This is a genomic window from Bradyrhizobium sp. 4, from assembly GCF_023100905.1.
Taxonomy (GTDB): domain Bacteria; phylum Pseudomonadota; class Alphaproteobacteria; order Rhizobiales; family Xanthobacteraceae; genus Bradyrhizobium.
On sequence record NZ_CP064686.1, the window covers coordinates 7,478,069 to 7,502,006 of the forward strand.

The window sequence follows — 23,938 nt, forward strand, 5'->3', positions numbered from 1 at the left end:
CGCATGGATACGCTCGTCAACGTCGCGCACGGGTTTGGCGTCGCGCTCCTGCCGATCAACCTGCTCTACTGTTTCATCGGCGTCTTCATCGGTACGCTGGTCGGCGTACTGCCAGGCATCGGGCCGATCTCGGCGATGTCTCTGTTGCTTCCGGTGACACTGTCAGGAACGCCGGAATCCGGCATCATCATGATGGCGGGGATCTATTACGGCTCGATGTATGGTGGCTCGACCACTTCGATCCTGGTCAATATCCCGGGCGAGGCGGCTTCAGTCGTGACCTGTATTGACGGCCACCAGATGGCGAAGCAGGGCCGTGCCGGCCCTGCGCTGGGCATCTCCGCCTTCGACTCCTTCATCGCCGGCACATTTTCGCTCGTTGCGCTGATGCTGGTGGCACCTCGGCTCGCCAACATCGCCATCGCGTTTGGCCCTGCCGAATATTTTAGCCTGATGGTGCTCGGCCTCATCGTGCTCACGTTCCTCACTCAGGGATCGATGCCGAAGGCGCTCCTGATGGCATGTATCGGCGTCGTGCTCGGACTGATCGGCCTCGACAGCATCACGGCGCAGCCGCGGCTGACGTTCGGCCGCATGGAGCTGATCGACGGCATCGGACTCGTGCCCGTCGTGATGGGCCTGTTCGGCGTCGCCGAGGTGCTGCTCAATACCGAGCAAGCAATCAAGCGCGATATCATCAACGCCAAGATCACGCAGCTGTTGCCCAATAAGGCCGATTGGCAAGCGAGCGCCGGCCCGGTGGCGCGTGGCACGTTCCTCGGCTTCCTGCTCGGCATTCTCCCGGGCGGCGGCGCCGTGGTCGCCTCGTTCGCGTCCTATGCCCTGGAGAAGCGGCTGTCGAAAACGCCGGAGCGTTTCGGCCATGGCGCGATCGAGGGCGTAGCGGGTCCCGAATCCGCCAACAACGCGGCGGCCGGCGGCGCTTTCATTCCGCTGATGACCTTGGGCATTCCCCCGAACGTGGTAATGGCGTTACTGCTCGGCGCCTTCGTCATCCATGGCCTGCAACCGGGGCCGCTGCTGATCACGCAGAACCCCGGCCTGTTCTGGGGCATCGTCGCCAGCATGTATATCGGCAACGTCATGCTGCTGATCCTCAATTTGCCGCTGATCGGCATTTGGGTGCAGCTGCTCAAGCTGCCCTACAACATCCTGTTCCCGCTGATCATCCTGTTCACGATCCTAGGCGTCTACTGCTCGAGCAACAATGTGTTCGACGTCTATGTGATGATCGCGTTCGGGATCATCGGTTATTTCATGCGCAAGCTCGGCTTCGAGCCCGCGCCGCTGGTGCTGGCGTTCGTGCTGGGACCGATGATGGAGAACAATCTGCGCAAGTCGCTGATCCTGTCGCAGGGCGACCTCTGGACCTTCGTGCAGCGCCCGATCTCGGCAGCGTGTCTGGCGCTCGCGCTGGTGCTGCTGATAGCGCCGTTATTGCCCGCCTTGCGCAAGAAGCGCGAGCTCGTGGCGCTGGATGAGGGGGCATGAGGGTTTGGCAGGGTGTCTCAGCTTGCCGCGGGCAGCGCGCTGTCCGGCGGCGCGCCCCAGGGGCGGTCGGCTGAGGCGAGCCCGATCAGGCGGCCCTGGATGTAGTCGCAGCCCCAGTCGCGCAGCATGTTCGCAGCTTCTTCGTCCTGCACCCATTCGGCCACCGTCTTGATGTTGAGGCGGCGGGCGAGGTCGATCAAGGTCTGCACGAAGGCGCGGTCGTCGGCGGAGCGAGTGATGTTCTGCACGAACGCGCCGTCGATCTTCACGATGTCCACGCCGAGCTTGCGCAGATTGCGGAACGAAGTGTAGCCGGCGCCGAAATCGTCGATGGCGATGCGGCTGCCGAAATTCTTCAGCCGGGTGACGAAGCCGCGCACATCGTCGATGTCCTGGATCGCGACGGTTTCGGTGATCTCGACGATCAGCCGCTCGGCGACGCCGGGATGGGCACGCATCAGCGATTCGATTCCTGCCCACCAATCCGGGTCCATGGTGGTGTCCGGGGAGATGTTGAGGCTGAGGCAGATGTCGGGCGCGGCGGCGAGCTCGGCGACCACGAGCTCGAGCACGCGGTGATCGACCAGGCGGATCAGGCCGAGCCGTTCCGCGACCGGCACGATATCGGGCGCGAGCAGCACCTGGCCGTCGCCCTGGTCCATCCGCACCAGGCATTCGTGAAAAGAGCACTCGCGCGAGAGAGCAGCAACCACCGGCTCATAGGCGAGCTTGATGCGGCGCTCGTTCAGCGCCGTGACGATCTCGTCGGTGACGCGGATGTTGACGCGGCGCTGGGCGTCGCGCGCGGCATCCGGGCGCCAGGCGGCGAACGAGCCGACGCGGCGTTGTTTCGCGGTGTCCAGGGTCTCGTGGGCGCGATTGACCGCTTCATCGGTGTTGCGGGCATAGCGCGGCACGCTGACCGCGCCGATCGAGGCGGTGACCGACACCGGGCCGGATTTGGTCGGCACCACCTCGTCGCGGATGCCGGCGAGGAAGCGCTCGGCGGCGACGTTCATGTCGTCGACGGTGCAGTTCTTCAGGATCAGGCCGAACTTGTTGCCGGAGAAGCGGCCGAGCACGTCGCCCCCGCGCAAGCGCGCGCGAATGCGCGTGGCGACGTCGAGGATCACGGCGTCGGCAACGTCGAAGCCGAAGGCTTCGTTGACACGCGCGAGATGATCGATGCCGACCAGCATGAAGGCCGCGGTCGAGCGGAAACGGGTCGTCTCCTCGATGGCCTCGGCCAGCGCGGCGATCAGATGCGAGCGATTGAGCTCGCCGGTCAGCGGATCAAGCCGGGCGAGCTTCGTCAGTTCCTCGTCGCGGGCATGACGTTCATTGTTGATGCGGACGGAGCCGATCGCACGCACGGGGCGGCCGTCGGGGCCGGCGAACCACCGGCCGGTCTCCTCGATCCAGACCATGGGATCGGCGGCGCTCATGCGCACGCCGTACTCGACCCGATAGGGCGTGCCGTCGGCGCCATGCACGGCTGAGGTCTGCGCCAGCGCGGCGGTCCGCAGCGATTGCGCGGGCTCGATCAGCTTTGCGAATTCGGCGCCGGTGGCCAGCCGTTCGGTGGGAATCCCGGGGAAGATGGCGCCGACCTGCTCACCCCAGACGATGGCATCGCTGGCGATGTCCCAGGCGAACACGGCCTGGCCAAGGGCAGCCAGGATGTCGGAGGCTTGCGGCAATGCGGGGGTCAAAATCGCCTCGTTTCGGGACAGCGGGGAGTCCTGAGTCGGCACAGGATAAAGCCAGATTCGCCATTGACCCTAGGCAAAGTTGATAAACAATTTGGAAACCACGTTTGTTCTCGTGCAGGAACCAAACCGGCCCGTCCGGCATAGGCCTTGCGAGTACATCACACGCACCGGCGCCAGCGTCTCGAAACGCGACAATCCAAGCCGGGTCAACGGTGATCGCGATGTTGAGTACTGATCAAGTGGACGTGGCGGACAACGGCACAGGCTCGGCTGTGGTGCCGCTGATGCCGGTTTTGCAGTGGGTCCACAAGGCACCGCTGCCGCGCCCCGATCCGAGCTTCGTCGCCCAGCTCATCGCCAATGCCGAGCACCTGCCCCAGGCGAGCCGACTTCGCCGCGTGTCTTCCGAGGATGCGCAGGTCGCCTATGGCAGCAAGCGCCCGCTTCCGAGCGTGACCGCGCGCACGCGCCAGGTGGCTTGATCAGCGCGGCGCGTCGGGAGACGGCTGGGTGCCGTTGCCCGGCTGCAAATGCGGCGAGGGAATTTCCGGCGAGGGCGTACTCACAGGCTTCGGCGCGGGATGATCCATCAGTACGGATTCGGCGACCGATTGCGCGGAAGGCGCGGATGCGGGCGGCGCAACGACCGGCTCGAACTTGGGCTCGAACGTCCCTTCATCCGCCGGCGTCTCGGCCTGGCGCTTGGCCTTGCGAGGCGCCGGCACTGTCGTTTCGGCGACATAAGCGACGCGGCGGCGGGTGCGCTGGGCGATGCCGCCGAGGAAATCGGCCATCGCCAGCAGCACCAGAAGGAAATAGGTGGAGTTGCCGAATTTGGGCCACATCACGAATTCGGCCGCAGCCGCGCCGAACACAATCAGCGACAGCAAATGATCCATCAGGAATTTCGACCCGGGCCGCGCGCCCTTGACCACCTCGAGCAGCAGCAGCACGACACCTAGCGCGAGCATCACGTCGGCAAGCGTGACCGGCCAGGCCTCGCCCGTGATCATCGGCACCCTGAACAGCACGTCCGTAAAGGACACGCTGGGCATCAGGAAGGCGATGATGTTGTAGACCGCAAGCGGGATCAGGAGCAGCGGGAAACCGACCATCGGCGAAATGCCTTCTCGATCAAGAAATCCAGACAGGACAATGCGGCGGCGAAGCATTCGCTCCGCCGCCGTCACTGTCATATCTCATGGATTGGCCGAAATCAGGCAGGCGAAATCATCCTGCCTGGGAAAGGTCCTGAATTCAGGACTCTTTCTTCTTCAGGACCTGACGGCCCTTGTACATGCCGGTCTTGAGATCGAGATGATGCGGACGACGGAGCTCGCCGGAGTCCTTGTCTTCCACATAGGTCGGCTTCTTGATGGCGTCGGCCGAGCGGCGCATGCCGCGGCGCGACGGCGAGGTTTTTCTTCTCGGAACGGCCATTTCAGTATCCTCTAGGGATTGGTGTCATCAGGGCATCGTCCGCGAGGGGACGGCTCAGCACCCGCAAACCGAGGCGAGCTGAATGCCGGTCAAGGCCGGGCTTATAGAGGAAGGCCTGCCTTAAATCTAGGGCTCTGGGCCGGAAAATGCGCCCGAAAAGGACCGGAAATCAGCGATTCTCCCGCCAGCAGGTCGAAAGCGAGCTCGCCTGCGCCCTCGCCACATAGGTCCCGGCCAGTCGCCGGACACCCGGTCCCGGCGTCCTTGCGCTGCGTTTGACCGGATTCGGCAGGATCGAGGCCAGAAGTGCCGCCTCCCGGGGGGAGAGGTTCGCCGCCGATTTGCCGAAGGCATAGGCGCTGCCCGCCTCGGCCCCAAACTGGCCCTGTGGTCCCAGCTCAGCGATGTTGAGGTAAATCTCCAGGATCCGTGCCTTGGGCAGCACGAGATCGATCCACAGCGCCAGCGGGAATTCCAGCGCCTTGCGGACGAAGTCCCGCCCCTGCCAGAGGAACAGGTTTTTCGCCACCTGCTGGGTGATGGTGGAAGCGCCCCGGAACGGGGTGCCGTCCTCCCGGGCATCGTCGACCGCCTCACGCAGCGCCCCCCAGTCGATACCGTGATGCTTGCAGAAATGGGCGTCCTCGGCCGCCACCACCGAGCGTGGCAGCGAGGGCGACATCGCCGCCAGATCGATCCATTCCCGCTGCATCGGCGCACCCCGAAGCGAGCGCCAGATCATCAGCGTCGAAACGGGATGGCCGGCGCGGTAGAACGGCGCGACGACATAGGGCGCGAGAACCGCGACCGCGAGCACCAGGAGAAGGATTTTGACGACGCGCAAATCAACCTTTCCGGCGCAGAACGAAACGCGGCCACGGGCCCGGCATTAAGTCTGTGATAATTCGGGCCTTTTCCAGCACTTTTTAGGCCTTCCAAACGATTGACTGAGGCGGGCGCATAAAGGATTGTCCCGCCGAATTTTAGTTCTGGAGCCCTTCTTGATGACCGGCACGTCCCCGTCCGATTTCGCCAAACGTCTGGACAAGACCGCTGATGACACCGAGGCGCTGCTCGGGCGCCTGCTGTCGGACGACATCCTGCCCGATGAGATCGCCCGGCCCAAGCGACTGATGGACGCAATGCGCTATTCGAGCCTCAACGGCGGCAAGCGCCTGCGGCCCTTCCTGGTGGTCGAGAGCGCGGCCGTGTTCGGCGTGCCGCGCGAAGCCGCGCTGCTCGTCGGTGCGGCGCTCGAATGCATCCACTGCTACTCGCTGATCCACGACGATCTGCCGGCGATGGACAATTCGGACCTGCGCCGCGGCCGTCCGACCTTGCACAAGAAGACCGACGACGCGACCGCGATCCTCGCCGGTGACGGCCTCCTGACGCTCGCCTTCGACATCATCACCCGCGACGAGATTCATCGCGACGCCAATGTCAGGCTTTTGCTGACCCGCGCACTGGCGCGCTGCGCCGGCATCGGCGGCATGGTCGGCGGCCAGATTCTCGACCTTGCCGGCGAAGGCCGCTTTGGCGGCAACGAGCCGATCGACGTCGCCCGCATTCAGCAGATGAAGACCGGCGCGCTGCTGCGCTACGGCTGCATCGCCGGCGCGATCCTCGGCCAGGCCTCGCAAAAGGAATATCAGGCGCTCGACGATTACGGCCGCGCGCTCGGTGAAGCCTTCCAGATCGCCGACGATCTGCTCGACGTCGAAGGCGATGCCGCCGCGCTCGGCAAGCCTGCCGGCGCCGATGCAGCTCTCGGCAAGACCACCTTTGTCACCCAGCTCGGCATCGAAGGCGCCAAGCAGCGCGTGCGCGACCTGCTCGCGCGCGCCGACAGCGCGGTATCGATTTTCGGCGATCGCGCCGCCGTGCTGCAAGCGGCTGCGCGGTTCGTGGCCGAACGGAAGAGCTGATAGCGCGATGGCGGGCGGCAACAAGGAAGACCCCGCCCTCGCCCGCTTTCGCAAGATGTCGCGGCCGATGCGGCTGATTTATGCGCGTCCGCGGACGTTCATGTCGCTTGCCGTTGGTATTCTCGTCTGCCTGCTCATCCCGGGTTCGCACCGGCTGGTCACGCGGCTTCTGTTCGGCTGGGATGCGTTGATCGCCGTTTATCTGGTGCTGGTCTACGCGATGATGCTGTGCAACGACCACCAGCACATCCGCCGCGCCGCAGCGATGCAGGACGACGGTCGCTTCGTGATCCTGCTGGTGACGGCGATCGGCGCCTTCGCCAGCATCGCCGCGATCGTCTCCGAGCTTGGAACGCCGCATCGCGGCGTCCTGGAGCTGAGCATCGCAATCACCACTATCGTATTGTCATGGGCCGCCGTGCACACGATCTTCGCGCTGCATTACGCGCATGATTATTACCGGCACGCCACGCCGGGCGGCCTTCAGTTTCCCAGCGGCGACAAGGAAGACCACGCGGATTATTGGGACTTCGTCTACTTCTCGTTCGTGATCGGCATGACCGCCCAGGTCTCCGATGTCGGCATCTCCGACAAGACCATCCGCCGCACCGCCACCGCGCACGGCATCGTCTCATTCATCTACAACACGGCCTTGCTGGCGCTGACCGTCAACATCGCGGCCAGCGCGATCTCAACTTGAACTCACTTCCGCAATCCTAATTACAGACCTCGGCATTGGCATCGTTGCCGGGGCCGCCGCCGCCGCGATATTCGAGATGGCAGCCGCGGTTGACCGGACGGCAGCCGCCGTTATTGCAGAATAGCTGTCCGCCACTCGAGGGGCGGCTGGCGCCAGCAGCAGCAGCAATGCCGGCAGCGCCGCCAAAGCCGCCAGCTGCTCCGGCAGCTTCACCGCCGGCTTGACGACGCTGCCGTGCGGGACGCTCGTCGCCGTCGTCACGCTTTGCAGTCGCAGGCTTGGCGGGCCTGGCGGCACGCTGCTTCTCGCACTCGTTGTCGTCGTTGAGCGCATAGCCATCACGGCAAACGATCCTGGTGCACTTGTCGCCGTCGGCCTTGAAGCCGTGCTCGCAAACCAGCGGACAGACGCGCGACTGTTTCGACTTGACCGTGTCGAGTGCATCGGTGCTCGCCACCTTCACGTCGAGCTTGGTGCCGGCATAACGGTTGAACTGCGACAACGAGCGCTGTGCGGACGGGGTCCAGTTGCCGTCGGCGGCGCCGGAGAAGCAGCCGACGCGGCCGAGCTCGGTCTGCACCGAGCGGCTGAGATCGGCCGGCGCGGTGGCCGGCGTCAGCGACGCGACGTTGGTGCCGGCTGGGCTCGCCGTGCTGGCGGGCGCTGCACTCGGCGCCGCGGCGGCGAGATTGACGCGCTGCTGCTCGGCGGCGGCCGCCTGCTGCTGCGCCTGCTCCTTGGCCTTTTGCGCGGCAAGCTGTACCTGCTCTGCGGCCTTCGCATCGGCGGCTGCCTTGGCCTGCGTATCCTTCTGCGCGCCAACCGCGGCAAGACGATCGCGCTCGGCCTCGGCCTGCTTGGCCTTCTCGGTGGCCGCCGCATGAGCCTGTTCGGCACCGATTTTTTCGACCTGAAGCTTGGCGAGGCTCGCATAGAAGCCGTCGGGATGCTGGGCAAGGAAGGCATCCCACGCCGGCCTGTTGCCGACCTGGAGCGCGAGTTCGTAATCGCGGCGGATGTCAGCCTGAGGATTCGGCGCGGGCGCGGCGGCAGCCGCAGCGGTCGCCTTGACCGGCACCAGCGGCACGTCTTCGCCGCCGAGCGAGCCATAGACGAACGGCTCCTGCTTGTTACCTGTCGACTTGAGCACGTCGTCGCGCACGAAGCCGAAGGCGCGGCGGACGTCGAGGCCGGGCGTCGTCAGATGCTTCGACAGCGCCACGGTGAAGGGGCTGTTCGCACCGTCGCCATCCTGCGCCGTGAAGCCGGCCTTGGCCGAGTAGGCGATCAGCGTGTTGGAGCTGGTCGGCTCGACCTGGGCGAGGCCGCGGCCGATGCCGCGCGAGGCGACCGTGCGCTTCATGGTCTTGCCGAACGGATTGTCACGGCAGGCATCCAGGATCACCAGGCGAAGCTGCTTGGCCGGTTCGACCGCGACCAGGACGCGGTCGAGGGAGAGCGCCTCGTCGAAGACGTCGGTGTCACGCTCCAGCTTGGCGTCGACAGGGATCAGATAATTCGAGCCTTCGACCTCGATGCCGTGGCCGGCATAATAGACTACGGCGATATCGGCATCGCGGGTCCCGTCGGCGAATTCGCGCAGCACACGCCGGGTTTCCTGCGCCGTCAGATCGCGCCGGGAATCGACGATGTCGAACCCGGCCTCCTTCAGCGTCCTGGCCATCACCGAACCGTCATTGACGGGGTTCGTCAGCGACGGCGCATGCTGATAGGCGGAGTTGGCGATCACCAGCGCGACGCGCTTCCCGGCGAAAGCGGGCCCGGTGCCGAATAGCAGCGCGACGACGAGGAGAAGTGGGCAAAGTCTGAGCAATTGGCGCATGACACGACTTCCGAGTTCAGGGCAGTTCGAGCCCCTTTGGGACGGCTTTAGCAGGGTCCGTCGCGGACGCTTGTGACGGAGGTCACGAAGGTGGCGCCGGCGGCGGGCCGAAAGACCCCTTTTGTTTGTCGCGCCAGTCCGGCCGCGGTTCGCCGCGAAACAGGTGCGCAGCAGGTTCCCTCAGGCATCCCCGATGTGGCCCCGATATTGAGGCAGATTGTCCGTAATCTCGTGCCAGGGCGCCTTCGAGCCCACGAAAATGTGGGCGCTCGGTCGGATCGAGGGGACATCGACCAGGGTTCCCATGGCGACATGGACCCATTTTCCCTCGCGCACCCGGGAATAAAGCAGCGAGCCGCAGCGGGCGCAGTGGGCGTCGTGGGTGGTGTCGTCACCGTAGATGGTGCGCTGGTCCTCCCCTCTGATGATGCGGAGCTTGCTCTGCTCGATGCCGGCGAACGGCTTGAAGGCGGCGCCCGTGGTGCGGCGGCAATCCGAGCAATGACAGTTCAACGCATAAGAGAACGCGTCAACCACCTCGTAGCGCACGGCGCGGCAATAGCATTCGCCGACCAGGATACGAGCGTTCGAATTCTCTGATCCGGTCATCACAGTGTCCTCGCGCAAATGGTACGCACTCCCATAGCGCATTTTGATCTGTACGACTAAGTTCGCCCCGAGCCATCAGTCAAAGGGATGACCCATGAGCCAGAACCGTTCGAGCGTCGAAGCCGTCGTGCAATCCTATTTCGACGGACTTTACGAGGGCGATGCCGAAAAACTCGGCGCCATCTTCCACCCCTCCGCCGATTTGCGCTGGGTCGAGAAGGGCGAGCTGCAGGTGCTGACCGTGCCGGACTGGCTCGACCGCGTGCGCAAGCGTCCCTCCGGCAAGGCCGAAGGCAAGGCGCGCGAGGATTTCATCGTCACCATCGACCGTTCGGACGACAAGACCGCCTTCATCAAGGTCCGGTGCCAATTGCCGCCGCGTTTTTTCACCGACTATCTGGTGGCGATGAAGCTCGCCGACGGCTGGCAGATCGTGTCGAAATCCTATCGGTATGACCTGCGGGAGTGAGGGGCGCGACCTTCCGCTGCCCGAAATCGGGCGCACTCGTCCCACATCCTCCGTCATTACGAGCGCAGCGAAGCAATGACGATGCGGATGGAGTGCATGCCGCATCTCCACCCCGCCCCGTCTCGCCCAAGAGTTCCCCATGCTTCTCGACCGCCGTTCGCTGCTCGCCTCGCTGTGCTGGATGGCCGCCTCCCCTGCACTCGCCGCGGACGCGCAGCCTGAGCTCGAAACCTATGAGCGCGAGAGCGGCGGCCGGATCGGGGTCTATGCCGAAAACCTCGCGACCGGCGCAAAGCTCGCCTGGCGCGCTGACGAACGGTTCGTCATGTGCTCGACATTCAAGGCTTCGCTGGCGGCTTGCGTCCTGGCGCGGGTCGATCGTGGCGAGGATCAGCTTGCGGCCATGATCCCGTACGGCAAGGCCGACCTGCTGGAGTACGCACCGGTCGCCAGGCAGAACATTGCCGCCGGCGCAATGTCGGTCACCGAGATGTGCAAGGCGATCGTCGAGCTCAGCGACAACACCTGCGCCAATTTGCTGTTGGCACGGATCGGCGGCCCCGCCGCGCTCACGGCATTCTGGCGCTCACTCGGCGACACCACCTCGCGGCTCGACCACAATGAGCCCGAGCTCAACCGCTCACCGCCCGGTGATCCCCACGACACCACGACGCCGGCGGCGATGGCAGGCAATCTGCGCCGGCTGCTCACGGGCGAGGCGCTGTCGGCCACCTCGCGCGCACAGCTCACGGAGTGGCTGGTGGGTTGCAAGACCGGCGCGAACCGGCTGCGTGGCGGGCTCCCCGCAAGCTGGAAGATCGGCGACAAGACCGGCAACAACGGCAAGGACGCCTCCGGCGACATCGCAGTGGCCTGGCCCAAAATCGACACGAAGCCCGATGCACCGATCCTGATCGCGGCCTATACTCAGGGCGGCACGCCGACCGCGGCGCAGATCGAAACCGTGTTCGCACGCATCGGCCGCATGGTGGCCGAGCGGCTGGTGTAAGCCGCACGCATTGACGTTGCGACCGCTTCCGGGTGAAGACAGATCATCATGGAAGCGAAATTTCAGACCTTTCTCATCCTGCTCGCCGTGCTGGCGGGCACCGCGCTTGTCGCCCGCCGCTTCAACATCGCGCCTGCCATTCTGCTGATGCTCTCCGGCGTCGGCCTCGCCTTCGTGCCGGGCATGCCGCCGGTCGAGCTGCCGCCGGAACTGGTGCTGCTGATGGTGCTGCCGCCGCTGATCTACTCGGCGAGCGTCGCGATGAGCTGGCGCGAATTCAAAAAGAATCTTCGTCCGATCGTGCTGCTCGCGGTCGGCGCGGTGATCTTCACCACAGCACTGGTCGCAACCGCCACCCACTATTTGATCGGCCTGCCCTGGACCATCGGCTTCCTGCTCGGCGCCATCGTGGCGCCGCCCGACGTGGTGGCGCCGCTCGCGATCGCGCGCCGGCTGCATTTGCCGCGCAGGCTCATGGTCATCCTCGAAGGCGAAGGGCTCGCGAATGACGCCACCGCGCTGATTCTCTACCGCTTCGCGCTCGCCGCAATCATGGTCGGGCATTTCTCGCTGCCTCTGGCAGGCGGCGAGTTCTTGCTCATCGTCGCCGGCGAGATCGCATTCGGCATCGGTGTCGGCTGGCTCTCCCTACGGTTCCGCAAATGGTCGGGGGACCCGCAGGTCGAGCTGACACTGTCGCTGATCACGCCCTACGTCTCCTACTGGCTGCCCGAGCATCTCGGCGGCTCCGGCGTGATCGCCACCGTCGCCTGTGGCCTCTATGTGAGCTGGAACGGCCCGCTGCTGATCTCGGCATCGACGCGGCTGCAGGGCATCTTCTTCTGGGACCTCGGGATCTATCTGATCGAGGGCTTGTTGTTCCTGCTCACCGGGTTCCAGATGCGCGCGCTGTACGAGAAATCGAAGGCATTCCCGCTCGACGACATCGTGATCGCGACCGTCGTGGTGCTGGCGGTCGTTGTGATCGCGCGCTTCGCCTGGCTCTATCCCGCGACCTATCTGCCGCGGATGCTCAGCAAGTCGCTGCGCGTGCGCGACCCCTCCCCGCCATGGCAATGGCCGTTCGTGCTTGCGTTCACCGGCGTGCGCGGCGCGGTGTCGCTGGCGGCGGCGCTCGCGCTGCCGTTCACGCTTCCGGGCGGCGCGGCCTTTCCGTTTCGCGACCTGATCCTGTTCGTTGCCTTCGGCGTCATCTTCATCACGCTGATCGGCGTTGGCCTCACGCTACCCCCGGTGGTCCGTTGGCTCGGTGTCGCCGAAGCCGGTCGCAGCGAGCATGCCGCCGAGCACGAGGCCGAGATCGCAGCACGGCGCCAGGCCCTCGATGCCGCCCTGAAGTCGCTCGACGCGCTGACCGAGGAGAAGGACGTATCGGACGAGGTGATGCGGCTCCTGCGCGCGCGACACGAGATCCGGGTCAATCAGCTGCCGGACTCGCTCGATCCCATCCACCACGACGTCTCCGCCGCCGGCACCGCCTTGACCCGCGACCTGATCGCCGCCGAGCGCAAATTCATCCACGAACTGCTGCGCGACGGCCAGATCACCGACGAGACGCGGCGGCGGATCGAGCGGGATCTGGATCTGGAGGAGGCGAGTTTGGCGAACCGGGAGTATCGGGGCGGGCCGCTGTAGCTCCTCGTCATTGCGAGCGTAGCGAAGCAGTCCAGAATCTTTCCGCTGCGGCAGCCTGGATTGCTTCGCTACGCTCGCAATGACGGCTGTTGAAGCGGCGGAGCAAACTACCGCCTCTCGCAGAATTCCCTCATCGCCACCGCCACGGCGCCCGCAATGATCTCCTGCCGCTCTAGGGAGTTCATCGCCATTTCCTCGTCGCGGTTGATGATGGAGCCGGCTTCGAGCAGCACTGCGGCGCTGCGGGTTTGCGAGAGCACGACGAGCCCATCATAGCGGTAGACGCCGACATCCTTGTCGAGCAATTGGCGCCGGTAGCGGCCCATCACCGGCAGGGCATATTGGCCGGCATAATGCAGGTCCTGATCCTTTAGCTGCCGGCCGATCATCCGGGCCAGCATCAGGCTCGCAGCGTAGTGCGGATTCCGCTGCGACACGAACAGAGAGTGGCCCGAAAAGCGGTCGCTGAAATAGCTGTTCGCGCCGTCGAACTCCCAGGTCTCGATCAGCTTGTCCGGCACCGAATCGTGATGGATCGACAGGAAGAGATCGGCCCGGGCGTCATTCGCGGTGCTGACGCGTTTGAGCAGGCTCGGTCGCGCCTTGCCGGCCGTGACGAGCAGGCGGGCCGCGGCAAAGCCTTCGGCTTTGAGCTTCGCCGTGATCAGACTTGCAAGCCGGAAGTTGAAGCCGAACTCCGTGTCGTTGCGTGCGCTCAACGCGCCGTAGGAGTCCGGGGTGTGCCCGACATCCACGACGATCCGGAATTTCGACATCTCACATTTGACCGGCGCGTGCGGCGGCTTGGGCTTCACGATTTTTCGCGCGATAGCAGCATGACCGGTGCTTGCAGGCGCCAGCGACCATAGCAGGATCGACGCGACCAGCGTCGAGACGAGACTTGCGATGATGCTGCGCGGCTGCCCCAAGCGCTACTCCGCTGCCGCTGTCCGCGGCCGGCCGACAAAACCCGTGACGTCACCGAAACGCTCCAGCATCACCGCGGAAAGGTCCTTGGCCTTGCTGGTGACGCAGGCGCCCGAGCGCACGGCGTAGCGATCCTGATGCACGGCGTGCGGCGGCGGCTCGCCCTGCTGAAGCGCCCGCGCCAGCTCCATCACGACTTTCCGGAAATGCATGATACCGAAATCGGTCGGACCGAGATGCTCGCGGCTGCGGTCGGCGATCGGGCCCTGGCTGTCCTGCACGGCCGCGTCCTGTTCGGAGACGCCCTTGATGCCAGTGTAGCTCCTGGTCTTCTGCAGCTTGCGGTCGATCAGATAGTCGTTGCCCTTGTGGCGCAGCGGCACGTAATTGTCGCCGACCTCCGCGATCACGCCATTGCCGCGGTCAAAGGCGTCACGCTCGGCTTGCGTCAGCGGCCGCTCCGGATTCCAGGCATAGGTGTAGATCCAGCAATTGGTGTCGGTGACGGGCACGAAGGTCTGGCCAAAGATGTTCTCGCCCGGCATCGCGCTCGGGGCATAGGCGTGGAACGGCATCAGGATCTGCGCGATTCGCCAGTAGATGTCATCACGGCCCGTGAGCCGCCCGCCAGCGATCGTAAGGCCCGCATCGTGCGCGGCGATCTTGATTACGGGACGCGGGTCTTCGGCGATCCAGCGCATGTGATCGCTCGACATCCGCGCGATCGGATTCACAAAATGCTTCTTGATGTCCAGGATCTCGTTCTCCTCCTTGTCGAAGGAGAGATGGGCGAAGGTGAAATGCGCGGTGTCGATCGAGCCTTCCAGCGCCTGCACCCAGTTGCAGTCCTGCCATTTCTTGCTGACGTAGCGGTGCGAAGCCGGCAGCAGCGCCATTTCGAGGTCCGGCAGCTCGGGCATCGCGTCAGCCGGGCCCATATAAGCCCAGATCATCTCGCCCCATTCGCGCACCGGATAGGATTTGATGCGGATGAGGTCTTTGGCGTTGAGGTCGGGATAGGACGTCGGCATGTCGACGCACCGGCCGTCGGTATTGAACTTCCAACCGTGATAGACACAGCGGATACCGCATTCCTCAACGCGCCCAAGCCAGAGATTGGCGCCGCGATGCGGGCAGTATTGGTCGATGACTCCGACAACGCCGCGCGTGTCGCGGAAGGCGAGCAGCTCCTCGCCGAGCACAGTGATCTTCTTCGGCTCGCCGTCGGGCTCAGGGAGTTCTTCGGACAGGAGCACCGGAATCCAGAAGCGGCGCAGCAGCTCGCCCATGCCGGTGCCTGCATCAGCCTCGGTCAGGAATTTGTTGTCCTCGGCGCGGAGCATGGCAGGCTCTCCCGACTATTTTCGCAGAGATTGGCGCGGGCGCGGGAGGACGTCAACGTTGAGCTATTGACCGTGAACCATCCGAAGAACTTTGCCGTCACGGCGGGCGACTTCAACTTCAACTACTCCGCCAACTGCGCCGTGCGGCAACATGCCTGTCACAATCCAATTGTTACGTTGGTTGAGCTCAGCGGTTAGAGGCTCCTCGCTTCGAATAACGACCTCACCGTAGCGGTTAACGGCCGCCGCACGTGCGATCTCGACGGCCGCATCAGCAGTCGCCACCGTGCCTTCAGCGCCGGTCGCCACCTTGTCCCCGGCAATCGCGCAGCTCGTGACAAAGACGAGTGCGACCACAAAAATGCCTCTCACACCGGCCTCTCTCCCTTCACCGTCACGCGCGTCCCCGAGCGTGTGTGCGGCCAGTAGTCCCACATGGCGCGGTGCTGGGTGCAGCGGTTGTCCCAGAAGGCGATGGCATTCTCGGTCCAGCGAAAGCGGCACTGGAACAGCGGATTCTCGGCGTGCTGGTAAAGATAGGCAAGCATCGCATCGCTCTCGTCGCGCGGGATTCCGTTGATGTGGCGGGTGAAGCCGCGGTTGACGTAGAGCGCCTTCCTGCCCGTGACCGGATGCGTGCGCACCACGGGATGCTCGGCACTCGGATAGGACGGGCGGTCGGCGACGCCGTAATTGGCGTAGAGCCCGCGATAGATCGGCTCGCCGTCATGCAGCGCGGTCAGCCCGTCGACATAGGCCTTCATCCGGTCCGACAGCGCCTCGTAGGCTGCGTACATGTTGGCAAACAACGTGTCGCCGCCGCGCGGCGGGCACCGCTTGATGTAGAGGATCGAGCCCATCGGCGGCTCGAGATCGCAGGACACGTCGGAATGCCAACCCTCACCGTTGGCGCGCGGCGAGTTCGCATCCGCATAGATCTTCATCAGCGCCGGGTCTTCATCCTCATGCGGCGCGGCAGGATGGAAATGCAGCTCACCGAACTTGCGGCCGAAGGCGAGATGCTGTTGTGGCGTGATGGTCTGGTCGCGGAAGAAGATGACGAGGTTTTCGGCGAGCGCGCGATGGACCTCGTCCATCTGGCGGTTGGAGCGGGCATCGTCGGAAACGAGCTTACCGATGTCGACGCCGGAGATTTCCGCGCCGATGATCGGGGTGAGCTTTTCGACCGCGATGGTCTCGTACGGCACGCCGTCGTCCGTCGCGTGGCGATAGCGCGGACCCTGCTTGCCGGCGAGTGAGCTCATGGCGTGTCTCCCGATCGTTTGATTGGGAGCATGGTAGCGCGCAGTTAAGGATGTGCAATCTGCATTGCAAACACCGCCCGTCGTCCCGGACAAGCGAAGCGCAGATCCGGGACCCATAACCACAGGATTTGGTTTGGCGAAAACTCGGAGCGACAGCTCGTTCTAACCACCAATCCTGTGGTTATGGGTCCCGGCCTCCGCCGGGACGACAGCTCAGTATGAGGCGCGAGCGGAGCAATACTACTCCGCCGCGGTCACCGGCACCTTGGCGCCCTGGCCGTAGCGCTGCTCGATGTAGTCGATCACGAGCGCCTTGAAGTCGGCGGAGATGGTCGGGCCGCGCAGGGTGCGGAACTTCTTGCCGTCGACGAACACCGGGGCAGCCGGCGCTTCGCCCGTGCCCGGCAGCGAGATGCCGATATTGGCGTGCTTGGATTCGCCGGGGCCGTTGACGATGCAGCCCATCACCGCGACGTTGAGCTCTTCCACGCCGGGATATTTCGTCTTCCAGGTCGGCATCTCGTCGCGGATGAAACCCTGGATCGATTGGGCCAGCTCCTGGAAAGTGGTCGAGGTGGTGCGGCCGCAGCCGGGGCACGCCGCAACGAGGGGCACGAAGGTGCGGAAGCCCATGGTCTGCAAGAGTTCCTGACCGACCTGCACCTCGCGGGTGCGGTCGCCGCCGGGCTCCGGCGTCAGCGATATCCGGATGGTGTCGCCGATGCCCTGCTGCAACAGGATGCCGAGCGCCGCCGAGGACGCCACGATGCCCTTGGTGCCCATGCCGGCTTCGGTGAGGCCGAGATGGATGGCGTAATCGGAACGGCTGGCGAGAACCTCGTAGACCGCGATCAGATCCTGCACCGCCGAGACCTTGGCCGACAGGATGATGCGGTCCTTGGGCATGCCGAGCTCTTCGGCGCGTGCCGCCGAGAGCAGCGCCGACTGCACCATGGCTTCGCGCATCACCGCGCGCGCATCGCGCGGATTGGCCGAGGCGGTGTTCTCATCCATCAGCCTGGTCAGCAGCTCCTGGTCGAGCGAGCCCCAATTGGCGCCGATGCGGACCGGCTTGCTGTTCTTGTTGGCGATCTCGATGATGTCGGCGAACTGGGTGTCGCGCTTGTCCTTGAAGCCGACATTACCGGGATTGATGCGATATTTGGCGAGCGCCTCGGCGCAGGCCGGATAGGCCGCGAGCAGCTTGTGGCCGATATAGTGGAAGTCGCCGATCAGGGGCGTGGTGAGACCGAGCTTGAGCAGGCCGTCGCGGATATGCGGAACGGCAGCTGCCGCCTCCTCGCGGTCGACGGTGATGCGGACCAGCTCGGAACCGGCGCGGGCGAGCGCTGCGACCTGGGCAATGGTGCCGTCGATATCGGCTGTGTCGGTGTTGGTCATCGACTGCACGACGATCGGCGCACCGCCGCCGACGGTAACGTCGCCGACCTTGACCTTGGTGGTGTGATGACGCGGCGCAGGCCCCGCGATGTCGGAATCGATGGTGTTTTCGAGCTTGTTCATGGCGTCCAAATATCAGGTTTTGGTGACGTTCAGCAATGCATCGCGCGGCGCCGCAGCGGATTGACTGGGACGGTTAACCAGAAAAAGCCCAGCAATGACAAGGACGGCGGCAGCCCCGAATGTCAGGTTCAGCGTGTCGTGCATGATGAAATAGCTACCCACCACGCCAAACAAAGGGGTGATGAAGGTAAAAGCCGACAATTTGCTGGCCGAATAGGTCTTCACCAGCGCGAACCAAAGCGTGAACGTGGTTCCCACCACCCAGATCGCCTGGAAGGCCATCAGGCCCAGCGACAGCGGCGACGGGGTGTGGGGGATGGTCTCCCCGAACAGCCAGGCCGCCAGCCCCAGGATCGGGATCGAGGTCGCGACCTGGTAGCCCAGCGCCTTCTCGGGCGCGGCGAAGCGCAGCCGGGTGCCCTTGGCAACCAGCGTGGTCGCCGCCCACAGCGCGGCGCCGCCGACGATCATGAGGTCGCCGAGCAGAACATGCGAATCGACGTTGGGCTGCGGCACGCCGATCGCGAGTGCGACGCCGGCAAAGCTGATGGCGAGCCCCAGCCATTGCGTCCCGCCAAGTCGCTCGCCGAGCACCTGGTAGGAGCCGAGCGCAACGAAGAACGGCGCGGTGTAGAGGAACACGACCGCCCGCGATGCCGGTGTGAAACGCAGGCCCTGAAAGATCAGCACGAACTCGATGCCGAACATCAGTCCGGCGATGACGCCCGGCTTCCAGGTGCCGTCGCGTTCGAAGAATTTAACGCCGCGCAAGCTGCCGATGATGAACAGCACCGGCAGCGCGCCCATCGAGCGGAACGTGGCCTGAAGCATCGGCGGGATGTCCGGCAGCACCAGTTTCACCGCGATCTGGTTGAATCCCCAGGTCAGGCACAGCATGAGCATCAGGGCGATGGCGCCGGCACTGAGGGGACGACCGGCGGACGGTATGATTTGAGGTGAGGACATTTCTTCCTGAAAAACCGGCTTTGCGCCGTTGTTGCTCTATGCAGCTTTCTGACAATGCGCACAAACGCCCGTGATTTCCACCACGGACAATTTGGGAGCGAAGCCTGAGCTGCGCGCGGCGGCGTTGAGATCCCTGGCGAAGGAAGCCGACGGAATCTCACCGACCAGGCCACAGCGCTCGCAGATCAGGAACGTCACCGCCGAGGTCGCGTCGTGGTCGTGAGCGGCGCAGGCGAGATAGGCGTTGCGGCTTTCGATGCGGTGCACGAGGCCGTTGGCCATCAAGAAATCGAGAGCACGATAGACCGTGATCGGCGCGGGCCGCGGCATCGACTTTGCCAGCTCGTCGATCACCTCATAGGCGCCGAGCGGCCGGTGGCTCGAGAGCAGCGCCCCCAGCACATGGCGGCGTATCGGCGTGAATTTCTGCGCGCGCTCTCCGCAGACGGCCTCGGCATGCGCCAGCGCATCCGCGGTGCAGCGGCCGTGATCGTGGTCGGGCGCGGGAAATGCCGGTTTTGCGAGGGTCATGCGACCGGCGTTCTAGCATTTCGAAAGGGGAACCCAAAGCGGCACCGGCGATGCGGCCATCAGCCATGCTCGGCCTGCGGGACAGTGTCCCGCAAACCCGCCATGAAATAATCATAAGCTTGCTTATTATATTCCAAGCTTATTGGAGACCAAGCTCATGAGCCCAGGGCCCGTGGACCAGAACTTCCTGTTTACGCTCGCCGAGCTCTATCGCCTGCTCCGGGTCTATGCCGACAAGGAAGCCTCGCGCTTCGGCATCACCCGCGCGCAATGGGCGGTGCTGGCCAAGGTCGAGCGCAGCGAAGGCATGAAGCAGTCGGAACTCGCCGAGCTTCTCGAGGTGCAGCCGATCACGCTAACGCGCCTGATCGACAAGCTCTGCGACAGCGACTGGATCGAGCGACGCAACGATCCTTCGGATCGCCGCGTCAAGCGGCTGTACCTGAAGAAGGCCGGGCGGCAATTGCTCGGGCGGATGAGCGGGCTGAAATCCGAGCTCACGGCCAACGCACTCGACGGCATCACTCCGGCGGACGCCCACCGCCTCCTCACCCAACTCGAGACAATCAAGGAAAACGTGCGGTCCGCGATCCAGACCAGCGGAGCGGAACAAGCGCGTAAGGAGCAGCGCTATGGCTGATCAGGTTCTCAAGTTCCAGCCCGAGCAGAAAATCGACGGCGGCAAGCCCACCAAGAAAGCCGGCACCAATCCGCGCCGCCGCCTGCTGGCGGGCCTGCGCCGCTACCGCCGCGTGCTGCTTCTGGTCGTGCTGCCGATCGTCGTCGCGGTGGCCGGCTTCACCTTCTATCTCAATGGCGGCCGCTATGTCGGCACCGACGATGCCTATGTCGGCGCGCAGAAAGTGCTGGTGACCCCCGATATCTCCGGCAAAATCCAGAAGGTCGTCGTCAAGGAGGGCCAGATCGTCAAGCACGGCGACGAGCTGTTCGAGATCGACCCCGCTCCGTTCCGTCACGCATTGGAAGAAGCCAAAGCGCAACTCGCCCAAGCCCGCATCACCTATGACAATCTCGTTGCCAACATCAAGATCTACGGCGACATGCTCAATCTCGCCCAGCAGGGCATGGACCTGAAGCAGCGCGACGTCGAACGCAAGCAGTCGCTGGTGAAGAACAATTACGGCTCGCAGCTCGATTTGGACAACGCGTCGAATGCATTGGTGACCGCCGGCGCGCAGGCGCAATACATCAAGCAGCAACTCTCCAATGCCAAGACCCAGTTGCTGGGCAATCCCGAGTTGCCGCTTGAGCAATTCCCCGCCTACGCGCAAGCGAAAGCCAAGCTGGACGATGCCCAGCGCAACCTCGACCACACCGTGCTGCGCGCGCCGATGGATGGCGTGGCAACACAAGTCGAGCAGATTCAGCTCGGCCGCTACGTCGCCGCCGGCACGCCGGTGTTCTCCATCATCGACGTCGCCCATCCCTGGGTCGACGCCAATCCGAAGGAGAGCGACCTCACCTACGTCACCGAAGGACAGCCGGTCACGCTCGAGGTTGATGCCTTTCCGAGCCATCTCTTCAAGGGCAAGATCGGCTCGCTCTCGCCCGGCACCGGCGCGCAATTCGCGATTCTGCCGCCGCAGAACGCCAGCGGCAATTTCGTCAAGGTGGTGCAGCGCGTGCCGATTCGCATCTATTTCGACGAGACCGACAAATACGTGCGCAAGCTGAAGGCCGGCATGAGCGTCTACGCCACCATCGACACCGGCCACCGGCGCTCGCTCGCCGGCCTGCTCGGCCTGTCGGCGACCGCGAGCCAAGACAAAGATTCGGACAAAGACTGAGACAGGGACTGATCCGATGTCCGGCCCCAATGCCCATTTGATGGTTCCCGGCCTGCGCCGGAACATGGTGACGATCTGCGCCATGACGGCAACCATCATGCAGGCGCTGGATACCACCATCGCCAACGTCGCCCTGCCCTATATGCAGGGCACGCTGTCGGCTTCGCAGGACCAGATCAACTGGGTGCTGACCTCCTACATCGTCGCCGCCGCGATCATGACGGCACCGGTGGGCTGGATCGCCAACCGCTTCGGCCGCAAGCGCATCTTCATCATCTGCTCGGCCGGCTTCACCATGGCATCGGTGCTGTGCGGGCTTGCGCAGGACATCAACCAGATGGTGCTGTTCCGCCTGCTGCAGGGCGTGTTCGGCGCGGCCCTGGTACCATTGTCGCAATCGGTGATGCTCGACTATTACACGCTCCAGGAACGCGCCAAGGCGATGTCGATCTGGGGCATGGGCGTGATGATGGGGCCGATCATGGGTCCCTCGCTCGGCGCCTGGCTGACCGAGACTTATTCCTGGCACTGGGTGTTCTTCGTCAATTTGCCGTTCGGCGCCATCACCGTGATCGGGCTGATTATCTTCATGGACGAGACCCGGAAGGATCTCAGTCTCAGGTTCGACTGGTTCGGCTTCGCGGCGCTGGCGGTCGCGATCGGCTCGCTTCAGCTCGCGCTCGACCGCGGCGAGCAATTGGGCTGGCTCGAATCGGGTGAGATCCTTGCCGAGTTCATCGTCTCGGCCGTCGCTTTCTACTTCTTCATCGCGCACTCCTTCACGACCTCGACGCCGTTCATCCGCTTCGCGCTCTTCAGGGATCGCAACTTCGTCACCGGCTGCATGTTCATGGTCGTGATGGGTCTCGTGCTGTTCTCGACCATGGCGCTGGCCTCGCCCTACATGCAGAACGTGATCGGCTATCCCATCATCACCGCGGGCCTGCTGCTGGCGAGCCGCGGCTTTGGCACCTTCTTCGCCATGATGCTGGTCGGCCGCATGATGCGTTACATCGAGGCCCGCACGCTGATCATCACCGGCCTGACGCTGACCGCGGGATCGCTGTTCCAGATGACCGGCTGGACCGATTTGACCCAGGTGCCGGAGATCGTGACCGTCAGCGTCATCCAGGGCTTCGGCTTCGGCCTCGTCTTCGTGCCGCTATCGACGGTGGCGTTCCTGACCTTGTCGAACGAACTGCGCACCGACGGCACCGCGATGCTGACCCTGATGCGCAACGTCGCGAGCTCGGTGGGCATTTCCGTCGTCATCGCCCAGCTGACGCAGGGCACGCGCAAGACCTACGCGATCCTGTCCGAAAACATCAACCCGTTCAACCACGCGCTCCAGATGCCCAACGTCAGCGGCATGATCAATCTGTCCACCGATGCCGGCCGCGCCATGGCCGACCGCATGGTCAGCGTGCAGTCGCAGATCATCGCGTTTGCGCACGACTACCAGTTGGTGATGTTCTTCATCCTCTGCACCATCCCGCTCGCTTTGTTCATCGGCTCGACCAAGGCCACCCTGCGCAAACAGGCGGCGGGGCCGGAACATGCGGTGATGGAGTAACACTGTGACGCGAGCAGTTACAAAAGCTCCTCGCAGCCTAAATCCTCGACCGCCATCATCACCCGCTCCAGATTATTCCACCAGATCACCGGCGGGATGTTGATGCTCCACTGCCAGACTGGCTTGGTGATGTGCCACAACACCGACCGCCGATAGTCCTGGTCGAGCGCGCCGCGCGTGTAGCCGCTGACACCGTGCGCCATCAGCATCTCGTGATAGCGATTGAGCAGCGGGCGTTCGAGCGCCTGCCGGCGCTCTGGATACCATTGCGTCGCAATCATATAGGCAAGGTCGTGGGTAGGAACGTTGATGCGCCAATGATCGAAATCGAAAATGCGCACAGCGTCAGCGATGCCCGCGCGTGGCAGCAGGAAATTCCAGGTATGGGCATCGCCGTGAGCGATGGTCACATGGCGATGTGAATGGTAGCGTTGCAACAGTTGCTCGGCCTTGTCGATGAAGCGCCGATACAGGGTCCGCCGCTCCTCACTGAGGCGATCACCAAGCAAATCGGCGAAGCGGTCGTAATGGCCGGCGAATGTCTCTATCAGACTCGCCGTATCATCAAGGCTCATCCAGGTGCCGATGGTGTCGCCGAGACCCGGATGGTCCCACCAAGATGCATGCCAGCGGGCGAGCGCCGTTACGATCGCCATCGCCTGATCGCGTGAGGGCGGCAATGGCCAGTCAGCTGCAACGTCATGGCTGTCGGTGAGATCTTCGAGCAGCAGATGCCAGTCCTGGCTCTCCTCGTCGAAATGACCATCGTAGCAGCGCGGCACGATCTGCGACGGCATATTCGGCGCAAGATGAGTGTAGAAGGCCACTTCCTGCCGACCGGAATTGGCCAACGCCTTGGCGTAGGTCGGATGCGGCATCTTGAGGATGACGGAGGGCGGTGCCCCGGCGGATTCCCCGACATAGCGCAGCCCAAGGCGGATGACCTGCGACACCATGGCCGGGTGCTGATGCAGCACCTTCACTTCGCGCACCGCGCCAGCGTCCAGTACGCCACTCCTGCGCAGCGCAGCCGTCAGCTGGGCGGGCTCAACGACCGCTGGCAATTGTGGAGGTGTCATAACCACGATGCCCCTGTCCCGCGTCACACTGCACGATCACGGCC

Annotated in this window: 24 protein-coding genes; 10 read left to right on the forward strand and 14 right to left on the reverse strand. The window is 64.3% G+C overall.

Going from position 1 to position 23,938, the window contains the following annotated elements; translation table 11 throughout:
* Positions 1–3: 3 nt before the first annotated feature.
* Complete coding sequence (locus IVB45_RS35805) at positions 4–1,512, forward strand: tripartite tricarboxylate transporter permease (protein WP_247357521.1); 1,509 nt, start codon at positions 4–6, stop codon at positions 1,510–1,512.
* 17 nt (positions 1,513–1,529) lie between these two features.
* Here the strand turns inward: IVB45_RS35805 and IVB45_RS35810 are convergent, their stop codons facing one another.
* A complete protein-coding gene (locus tag IVB45_RS35810; protein WP_247357520.1) occupies positions 1,530–3,224 on the reverse strand; it encodes a bifunctional diguanylate cyclase/phosphodiesterase in 1,695 nt (564 codons plus the stop codon).
* A gap of 221 nt (positions 3,225–3,445) precedes the next feature.
* On the opposite strand from IVB45_RS35810, the gene IVB45_RS35815 reads away from it, so the two are divergent.
* On the forward strand, positions 3,446–3,706 hold the full coding sequence (locus IVB45_RS35815; protein WP_247285467.1) for a hypothetical protein: 261 nt from the start codon (positions 3,446–3,448) through the stop codon (positions 3,704–3,706).
* Here IVB45_RS35815 and IVB45_RS35820 read toward each other — a convergent pair whose 3' ends face one another.
* The 3 genes from IVB45_RS35820 to mtgA all read right to left on the reverse strand — a co-directional run bounded on the left by IVB45_RS35820 (position 3,707) and on the right by mtgA (position 5,508).
* Positions 3,707–4,339, reverse strand: coding sequence for a hypothetical protein (locus IVB45_RS35820; protein WP_247357519.1), 633 nt, complete (start codon positions 4,337–4,339; stop codon positions 3,707–3,709).
* Positions 4,340–4,481: 142 nt separating this feature from the next.
* On the reverse strand, positions 4,482–4,664 hold the full coding sequence (rpmF, locus tag IVB45_RS35825; protein WP_007598106.1) for a 50S ribosomal protein L32: 183 nt from the start codon (positions 4,662–4,664) through the stop codon (positions 4,482–4,484).
* A gap of 169 nt (positions 4,665–4,833) precedes the next feature.
* Entirely contained in the window at positions 4,834–5,508 is a 675-nt protein-coding gene (mtgA, locus tag IVB45_RS35830; protein WP_027566018.1) for a monofunctional biosynthetic peptidoglycan transglycosylase, read from the reverse strand.
* A gap of 160 nt (positions 5,509–5,668) precedes the next feature.
* Between mtgA and IVB45_RS35835 the strand changes: the two genes are divergently transcribed.
* The gene (locus IVB45_RS35835) at positions 5,669–6,592 is read left to right on the forward strand and encodes a polyprenyl synthetase family protein (RefSeq protein WP_027566019.1); all 924 of its coding nucleotides are present in this window, start codon (positions 5,669–5,671) and stop codon (positions 6,590–6,592) included.
* Between the two features lie 7 nt (positions 6,593–6,599).
* Positions 6,600–7,292, forward strand: coding sequence for a DUF1345 domain-containing protein (locus IVB45_RS35840; RefSeq protein ID WP_027566020.1), 693 nt, complete (start codon positions 6,600–6,602; stop codon positions 7,290–7,292).
* Between the two features lie 16 nt (positions 7,293–7,308).
* Here IVB45_RS35840 and IVB45_RS35845 read toward each other — a convergent pair whose 3' ends face one another.
* Both IVB45_RS35845 and IVB45_RS35850 read right to left on the reverse strand, forming a co-directional pair.
* Positions 7,309–9,135, reverse strand: a complete 1,827-nt coding sequence (locus IVB45_RS35845; RefSeq protein ID WP_247357518.1) for a caspase family protein — start codon at positions 9,133–9,135, stop codon at positions 7,309–7,311.
* A 180-nt stretch (positions 9,136–9,315) separates the two neighbouring features.
* Positions 9,316–9,744 carry a GFA family protein gene (locus IVB45_RS35850; protein WP_247357517.1) on the reverse strand — a complete coding sequence of 143 codons (429 nt, stop codon included), beginning with the start codon at positions 9,742–9,744 and terminating at the stop codon, positions 9,316–9,318.
* Positions 9,745–9,838: 94 nt separating this feature from the next.
* Between IVB45_RS35850 and IVB45_RS35855 the strand changes: the two genes are divergently transcribed.
* From IVB45_RS35855 to IVB45_RS35865, 3 genes are all read left to right on the forward strand, one after another.
* Positions 9,839–10,213 (forward strand): nuclear transport factor 2 family protein, encoded by a 375-nt coding sequence (locus IVB45_RS35855; protein WP_106941496.1) that lies wholly within the window; start codon positions 9,839–9,841, stop codon positions 10,211–10,213.
* A 139-nt stretch (positions 10,214–10,352) separates the two neighbouring features.
* Positions 10,353–11,222: a class A beta-lactamase gene (gene bla / locus IVB45_RS35860; protein WP_247357516.1), complete on the forward strand. Its 870-nt coding sequence runs from the start codon at positions 10,353–10,355 to the stop codon at positions 11,220–11,222.
* A 48-nt stretch (positions 11,223–11,270) separates the two neighbouring features.
* On the forward strand, positions 11,271–12,878 hold the full coding sequence (locus IVB45_RS35865) for a Na+/H+ antiporter (protein ID WP_247357515.1): 1,608 nt from the start codon (positions 11,271–11,273) through the stop codon (positions 12,876–12,878).
* Between the two features lie 107 nt (positions 12,879–12,985).
* On the opposite strand, the gene IVB45_RS35870 is transcribed toward IVB45_RS35865, so the two are convergent.
* From IVB45_RS35870 to IVB45_RS35900, 7 genes are all read right to left on the reverse strand, one after another.
* On the reverse strand, positions 12,986–13,807 hold the full coding sequence (locus IVB45_RS35870) for an N-acetylmuramoyl-L-alanine amidase (RefSeq protein ID WP_247357514.1): 822 nt from the start codon (positions 13,805–13,807) through the stop codon (positions 12,986–12,988).
* Between the two features lie 3 nt (positions 13,808–13,810).
* Positions 13,811–15,148, reverse strand: coding sequence for a Rieske 2Fe-2S domain-containing protein (locus IVB45_RS35875; protein ID WP_247357513.1), 1,338 nt, complete (start codon positions 15,146–15,148; stop codon positions 13,811–13,813).
* A gap of 63 nt (positions 15,149–15,211) precedes the next feature.
* Entirely contained in the window at positions 15,212–15,505 is a 294-nt protein-coding gene (locus IVB45_RS35880; protein ID WP_247285204.1) for an NTF2 fold immunity protein, read from the reverse strand.
* Positions 15,506–15,516: 11 nt separating this feature from the next.
* The gene (locus tag IVB45_RS35885; protein ID WP_247285203.1) at positions 15,517–16,413 is read right to left on the reverse strand and encodes a TauD/TfdA family dioxygenase; all 897 of its coding nucleotides are present in this window, start codon (positions 16,411–16,413) and stop codon (positions 15,517–15,519) included.
* Positions 16,414–16,653: 240 nt separating this feature from the next.
* Entirely contained in the window at positions 16,654–17,937 is a 1,284-nt protein-coding gene (ispG, locus tag IVB45_RS35890; RefSeq protein WP_027566030.1) for a flavodoxin-dependent (E)-4-hydroxy-3-methylbut-2-enyl-diphosphate synthase, read from the reverse strand.
* Positions 17,938–17,949: 12 nt separating this feature from the next.
* The gene (locus IVB45_RS35895; RefSeq protein ID WP_247357512.1) at positions 17,950–18,903 is read right to left on the reverse strand and encodes a DMT family transporter; all 954 of its coding nucleotides are present in this window, start codon (positions 18,901–18,903) and stop codon (positions 17,950–17,952) included.
* Positions 18,904–18,939: 36 nt separating this feature from the next.
* Positions 18,940–19,434 carry a transcriptional repressor gene (locus tag IVB45_RS35900; RefSeq protein ID WP_007615963.1) on the reverse strand — a complete coding sequence of 165 codons (495 nt, stop codon included), beginning with the start codon at positions 19,432–19,434 and terminating at the stop codon, positions 18,940–18,942.
* 157 nt (positions 19,435–19,591) lie between these two features.
* Between IVB45_RS35900 and IVB45_RS35905 the strand changes: the two genes are divergently transcribed.
* The 3 genes from IVB45_RS35905 to IVB45_RS35915 are packed head-to-tail and all read left to right on the forward strand — an operon-like array spanning position 19,592 to position 22,815.
* The gene (locus IVB45_RS35905; protein ID WP_007598134.1) at positions 19,592–20,074 is read left to right on the forward strand and encodes a MarR family transcriptional regulator; all 483 of its coding nucleotides are present in this window, start codon (positions 19,592–19,594) and stop codon (positions 20,072–20,074) included.
* Entirely contained in the window at positions 20,067–21,242 is a 1,176-nt protein-coding gene (locus IVB45_RS35910) for an HlyD family secretion protein (protein ID WP_247357511.1), read from the forward strand. The genes IVB45_RS35905 and IVB45_RS35910 overlap by 8 nt, the downstream gene beginning before the upstream one ends.
* 16 nt (positions 21,243–21,258) lie before the next feature.
* Positions 21,259–22,815 (forward strand): MDR family MFS transporter, encoded by a 1,557-nt coding sequence (locus IVB45_RS35915; protein ID WP_247357510.1) that lies wholly within the window; start codon positions 21,259–21,261, stop codon positions 22,813–22,815.
* A 17-nt stretch (positions 22,816–22,832) separates the two neighbouring features.
* Here IVB45_RS35915 and IVB45_RS35920 read toward each other — a convergent pair whose 3' ends face one another.
* Entirely contained in the window at positions 22,833–23,921 is a 1,089-nt protein-coding gene (locus IVB45_RS35920) for an ecdysteroid 22-kinase family protein (RefSeq protein WP_247357509.1), read from the reverse strand.
* Positions 23,922–23,938: the final 17 nt, after the last annotated feature.

Bases quoted from the DNA above. Each gene is read 5' to 3' on its own strand.
- IVB45_RS35915 (WP_247357510.1), top strand. From the start codon at position 21,259: ATGTCCGGCCCCAATGCCCATTTGATGGTTCCCGGCCTGCGCCGGAAC.
- IVB45_RS35900 (WP_007615963.1), bottom strand. From the start codon at position 19,434: ATGACCCTCGCAAAACCGGCATTTCCCGCGCCCGACCACGATCACGGC.
- IVB45_RS35840 (WP_027566020.1), top strand. From the start codon at position 6,600: ATGGCGGGCGGCAACAAGGAAGACCCCGCCCTCGCCCGCTTTCGCAAG.
- ispG (WP_027566030.1), bottom strand. From the start codon at position 17,937: ATGAACAAGCTCGAAAACACCATCGATTCCGACATCGCGGGGCCTGCG.
- IVB45_RS35815 (WP_247285467.1), top strand. From the start codon at position 3,446: ATGTTGAGTACTGATCAAGTGGACGTGGCGGACAACGGCACAGGCTCG.
- IVB45_RS35845 (WP_247357518.1), bottom strand. From the start codon at position 9,135: ATGCGCCAATTGCTCAGACTTTGCCCACTTCTCCTCGTCGTCGCGCTG.
- IVB45_RS35805 (WP_247357521.1), top strand. From the start codon at position 4: ATGGATACGCTCGTCAACGTCGCGCACGGGTTTGGCGTCGCGCTCCTG.
- IVB45_RS35865 (WP_247357515.1), top strand. From the start codon at position 11,271: ATGGAAGCGAAATTTCAGACCTTTCTCATCCTGCTCGCCGTGCTGGCG.
- IVB45_RS35820 (WP_247357519.1), bottom strand. From the start codon at position 4,339: ATGGTCGGTTTCCCGCTGCTCCTGATCCCGCTTGCGGTCTACAACATC.
- IVB45_RS35850 (WP_247357517.1), bottom strand. From the start codon at position 9,744: ATGACCGGATCAGAGAATTCGAACGCTCGTATCCTGGTCGGCGAATGC.
- IVB45_RS35855 (WP_106941496.1), top strand. From the start codon at position 9,839: ATGAGCCAGAACCGTTCGAGCGTCGAAGCCGTCGTGCAATCCTATTTC.
- bla (WP_247357516.1), top strand. From the start codon at position 10,353: ATGCTTCTCGACCGCCGTTCGCTGCTCGCCTCGCTGTGCTGGATGGCC.
- IVB45_RS35885 (WP_247285203.1), bottom strand. From the start codon at position 16,413: ATGAGCTCACTCGCCGGCAAGCAGGGTCCGCGCTATCGCCACGCGACG.
- IVB45_RS35910 (WP_247357511.1), top strand. From the start codon at position 20,067: ATGGCTGATCAGGTTCTCAAGTTCCAGCCCGAGCAGAAAATCGACGGC.
- IVB45_RS35875 (WP_247357513.1), bottom strand. From the start codon at position 15,148: ATGCTCCGCGCCGAGGACAACAAATTCCTGACCGAGGCTGATGCAGGC.
- IVB45_RS35895 (WP_247357512.1), bottom strand. From the start codon at position 18,903: ATGTCCTCACCTCAAATCATACCGTCCGCCGGTCGTCCCCTCAGTGCC.
- rpmF (WP_007598106.1), bottom strand. From the start codon at position 4,664: ATGGCCGTTCCGAGAAGAAAAACCTCGCCGTCGCGCCGCGGCATGCGC.
- IVB45_RS35905 (WP_007598134.1), top strand. From the start codon at position 19,592: ATGAGCCCAGGGCCCGTGGACCAGAACTTCCTGTTTACGCTCGCCGAG.
- IVB45_RS35835 (WP_027566019.1), top strand. From the start codon at position 5,669: ATGACCGGCACGTCCCCGTCCGATTTCGCCAAACGTCTGGACAAGACC.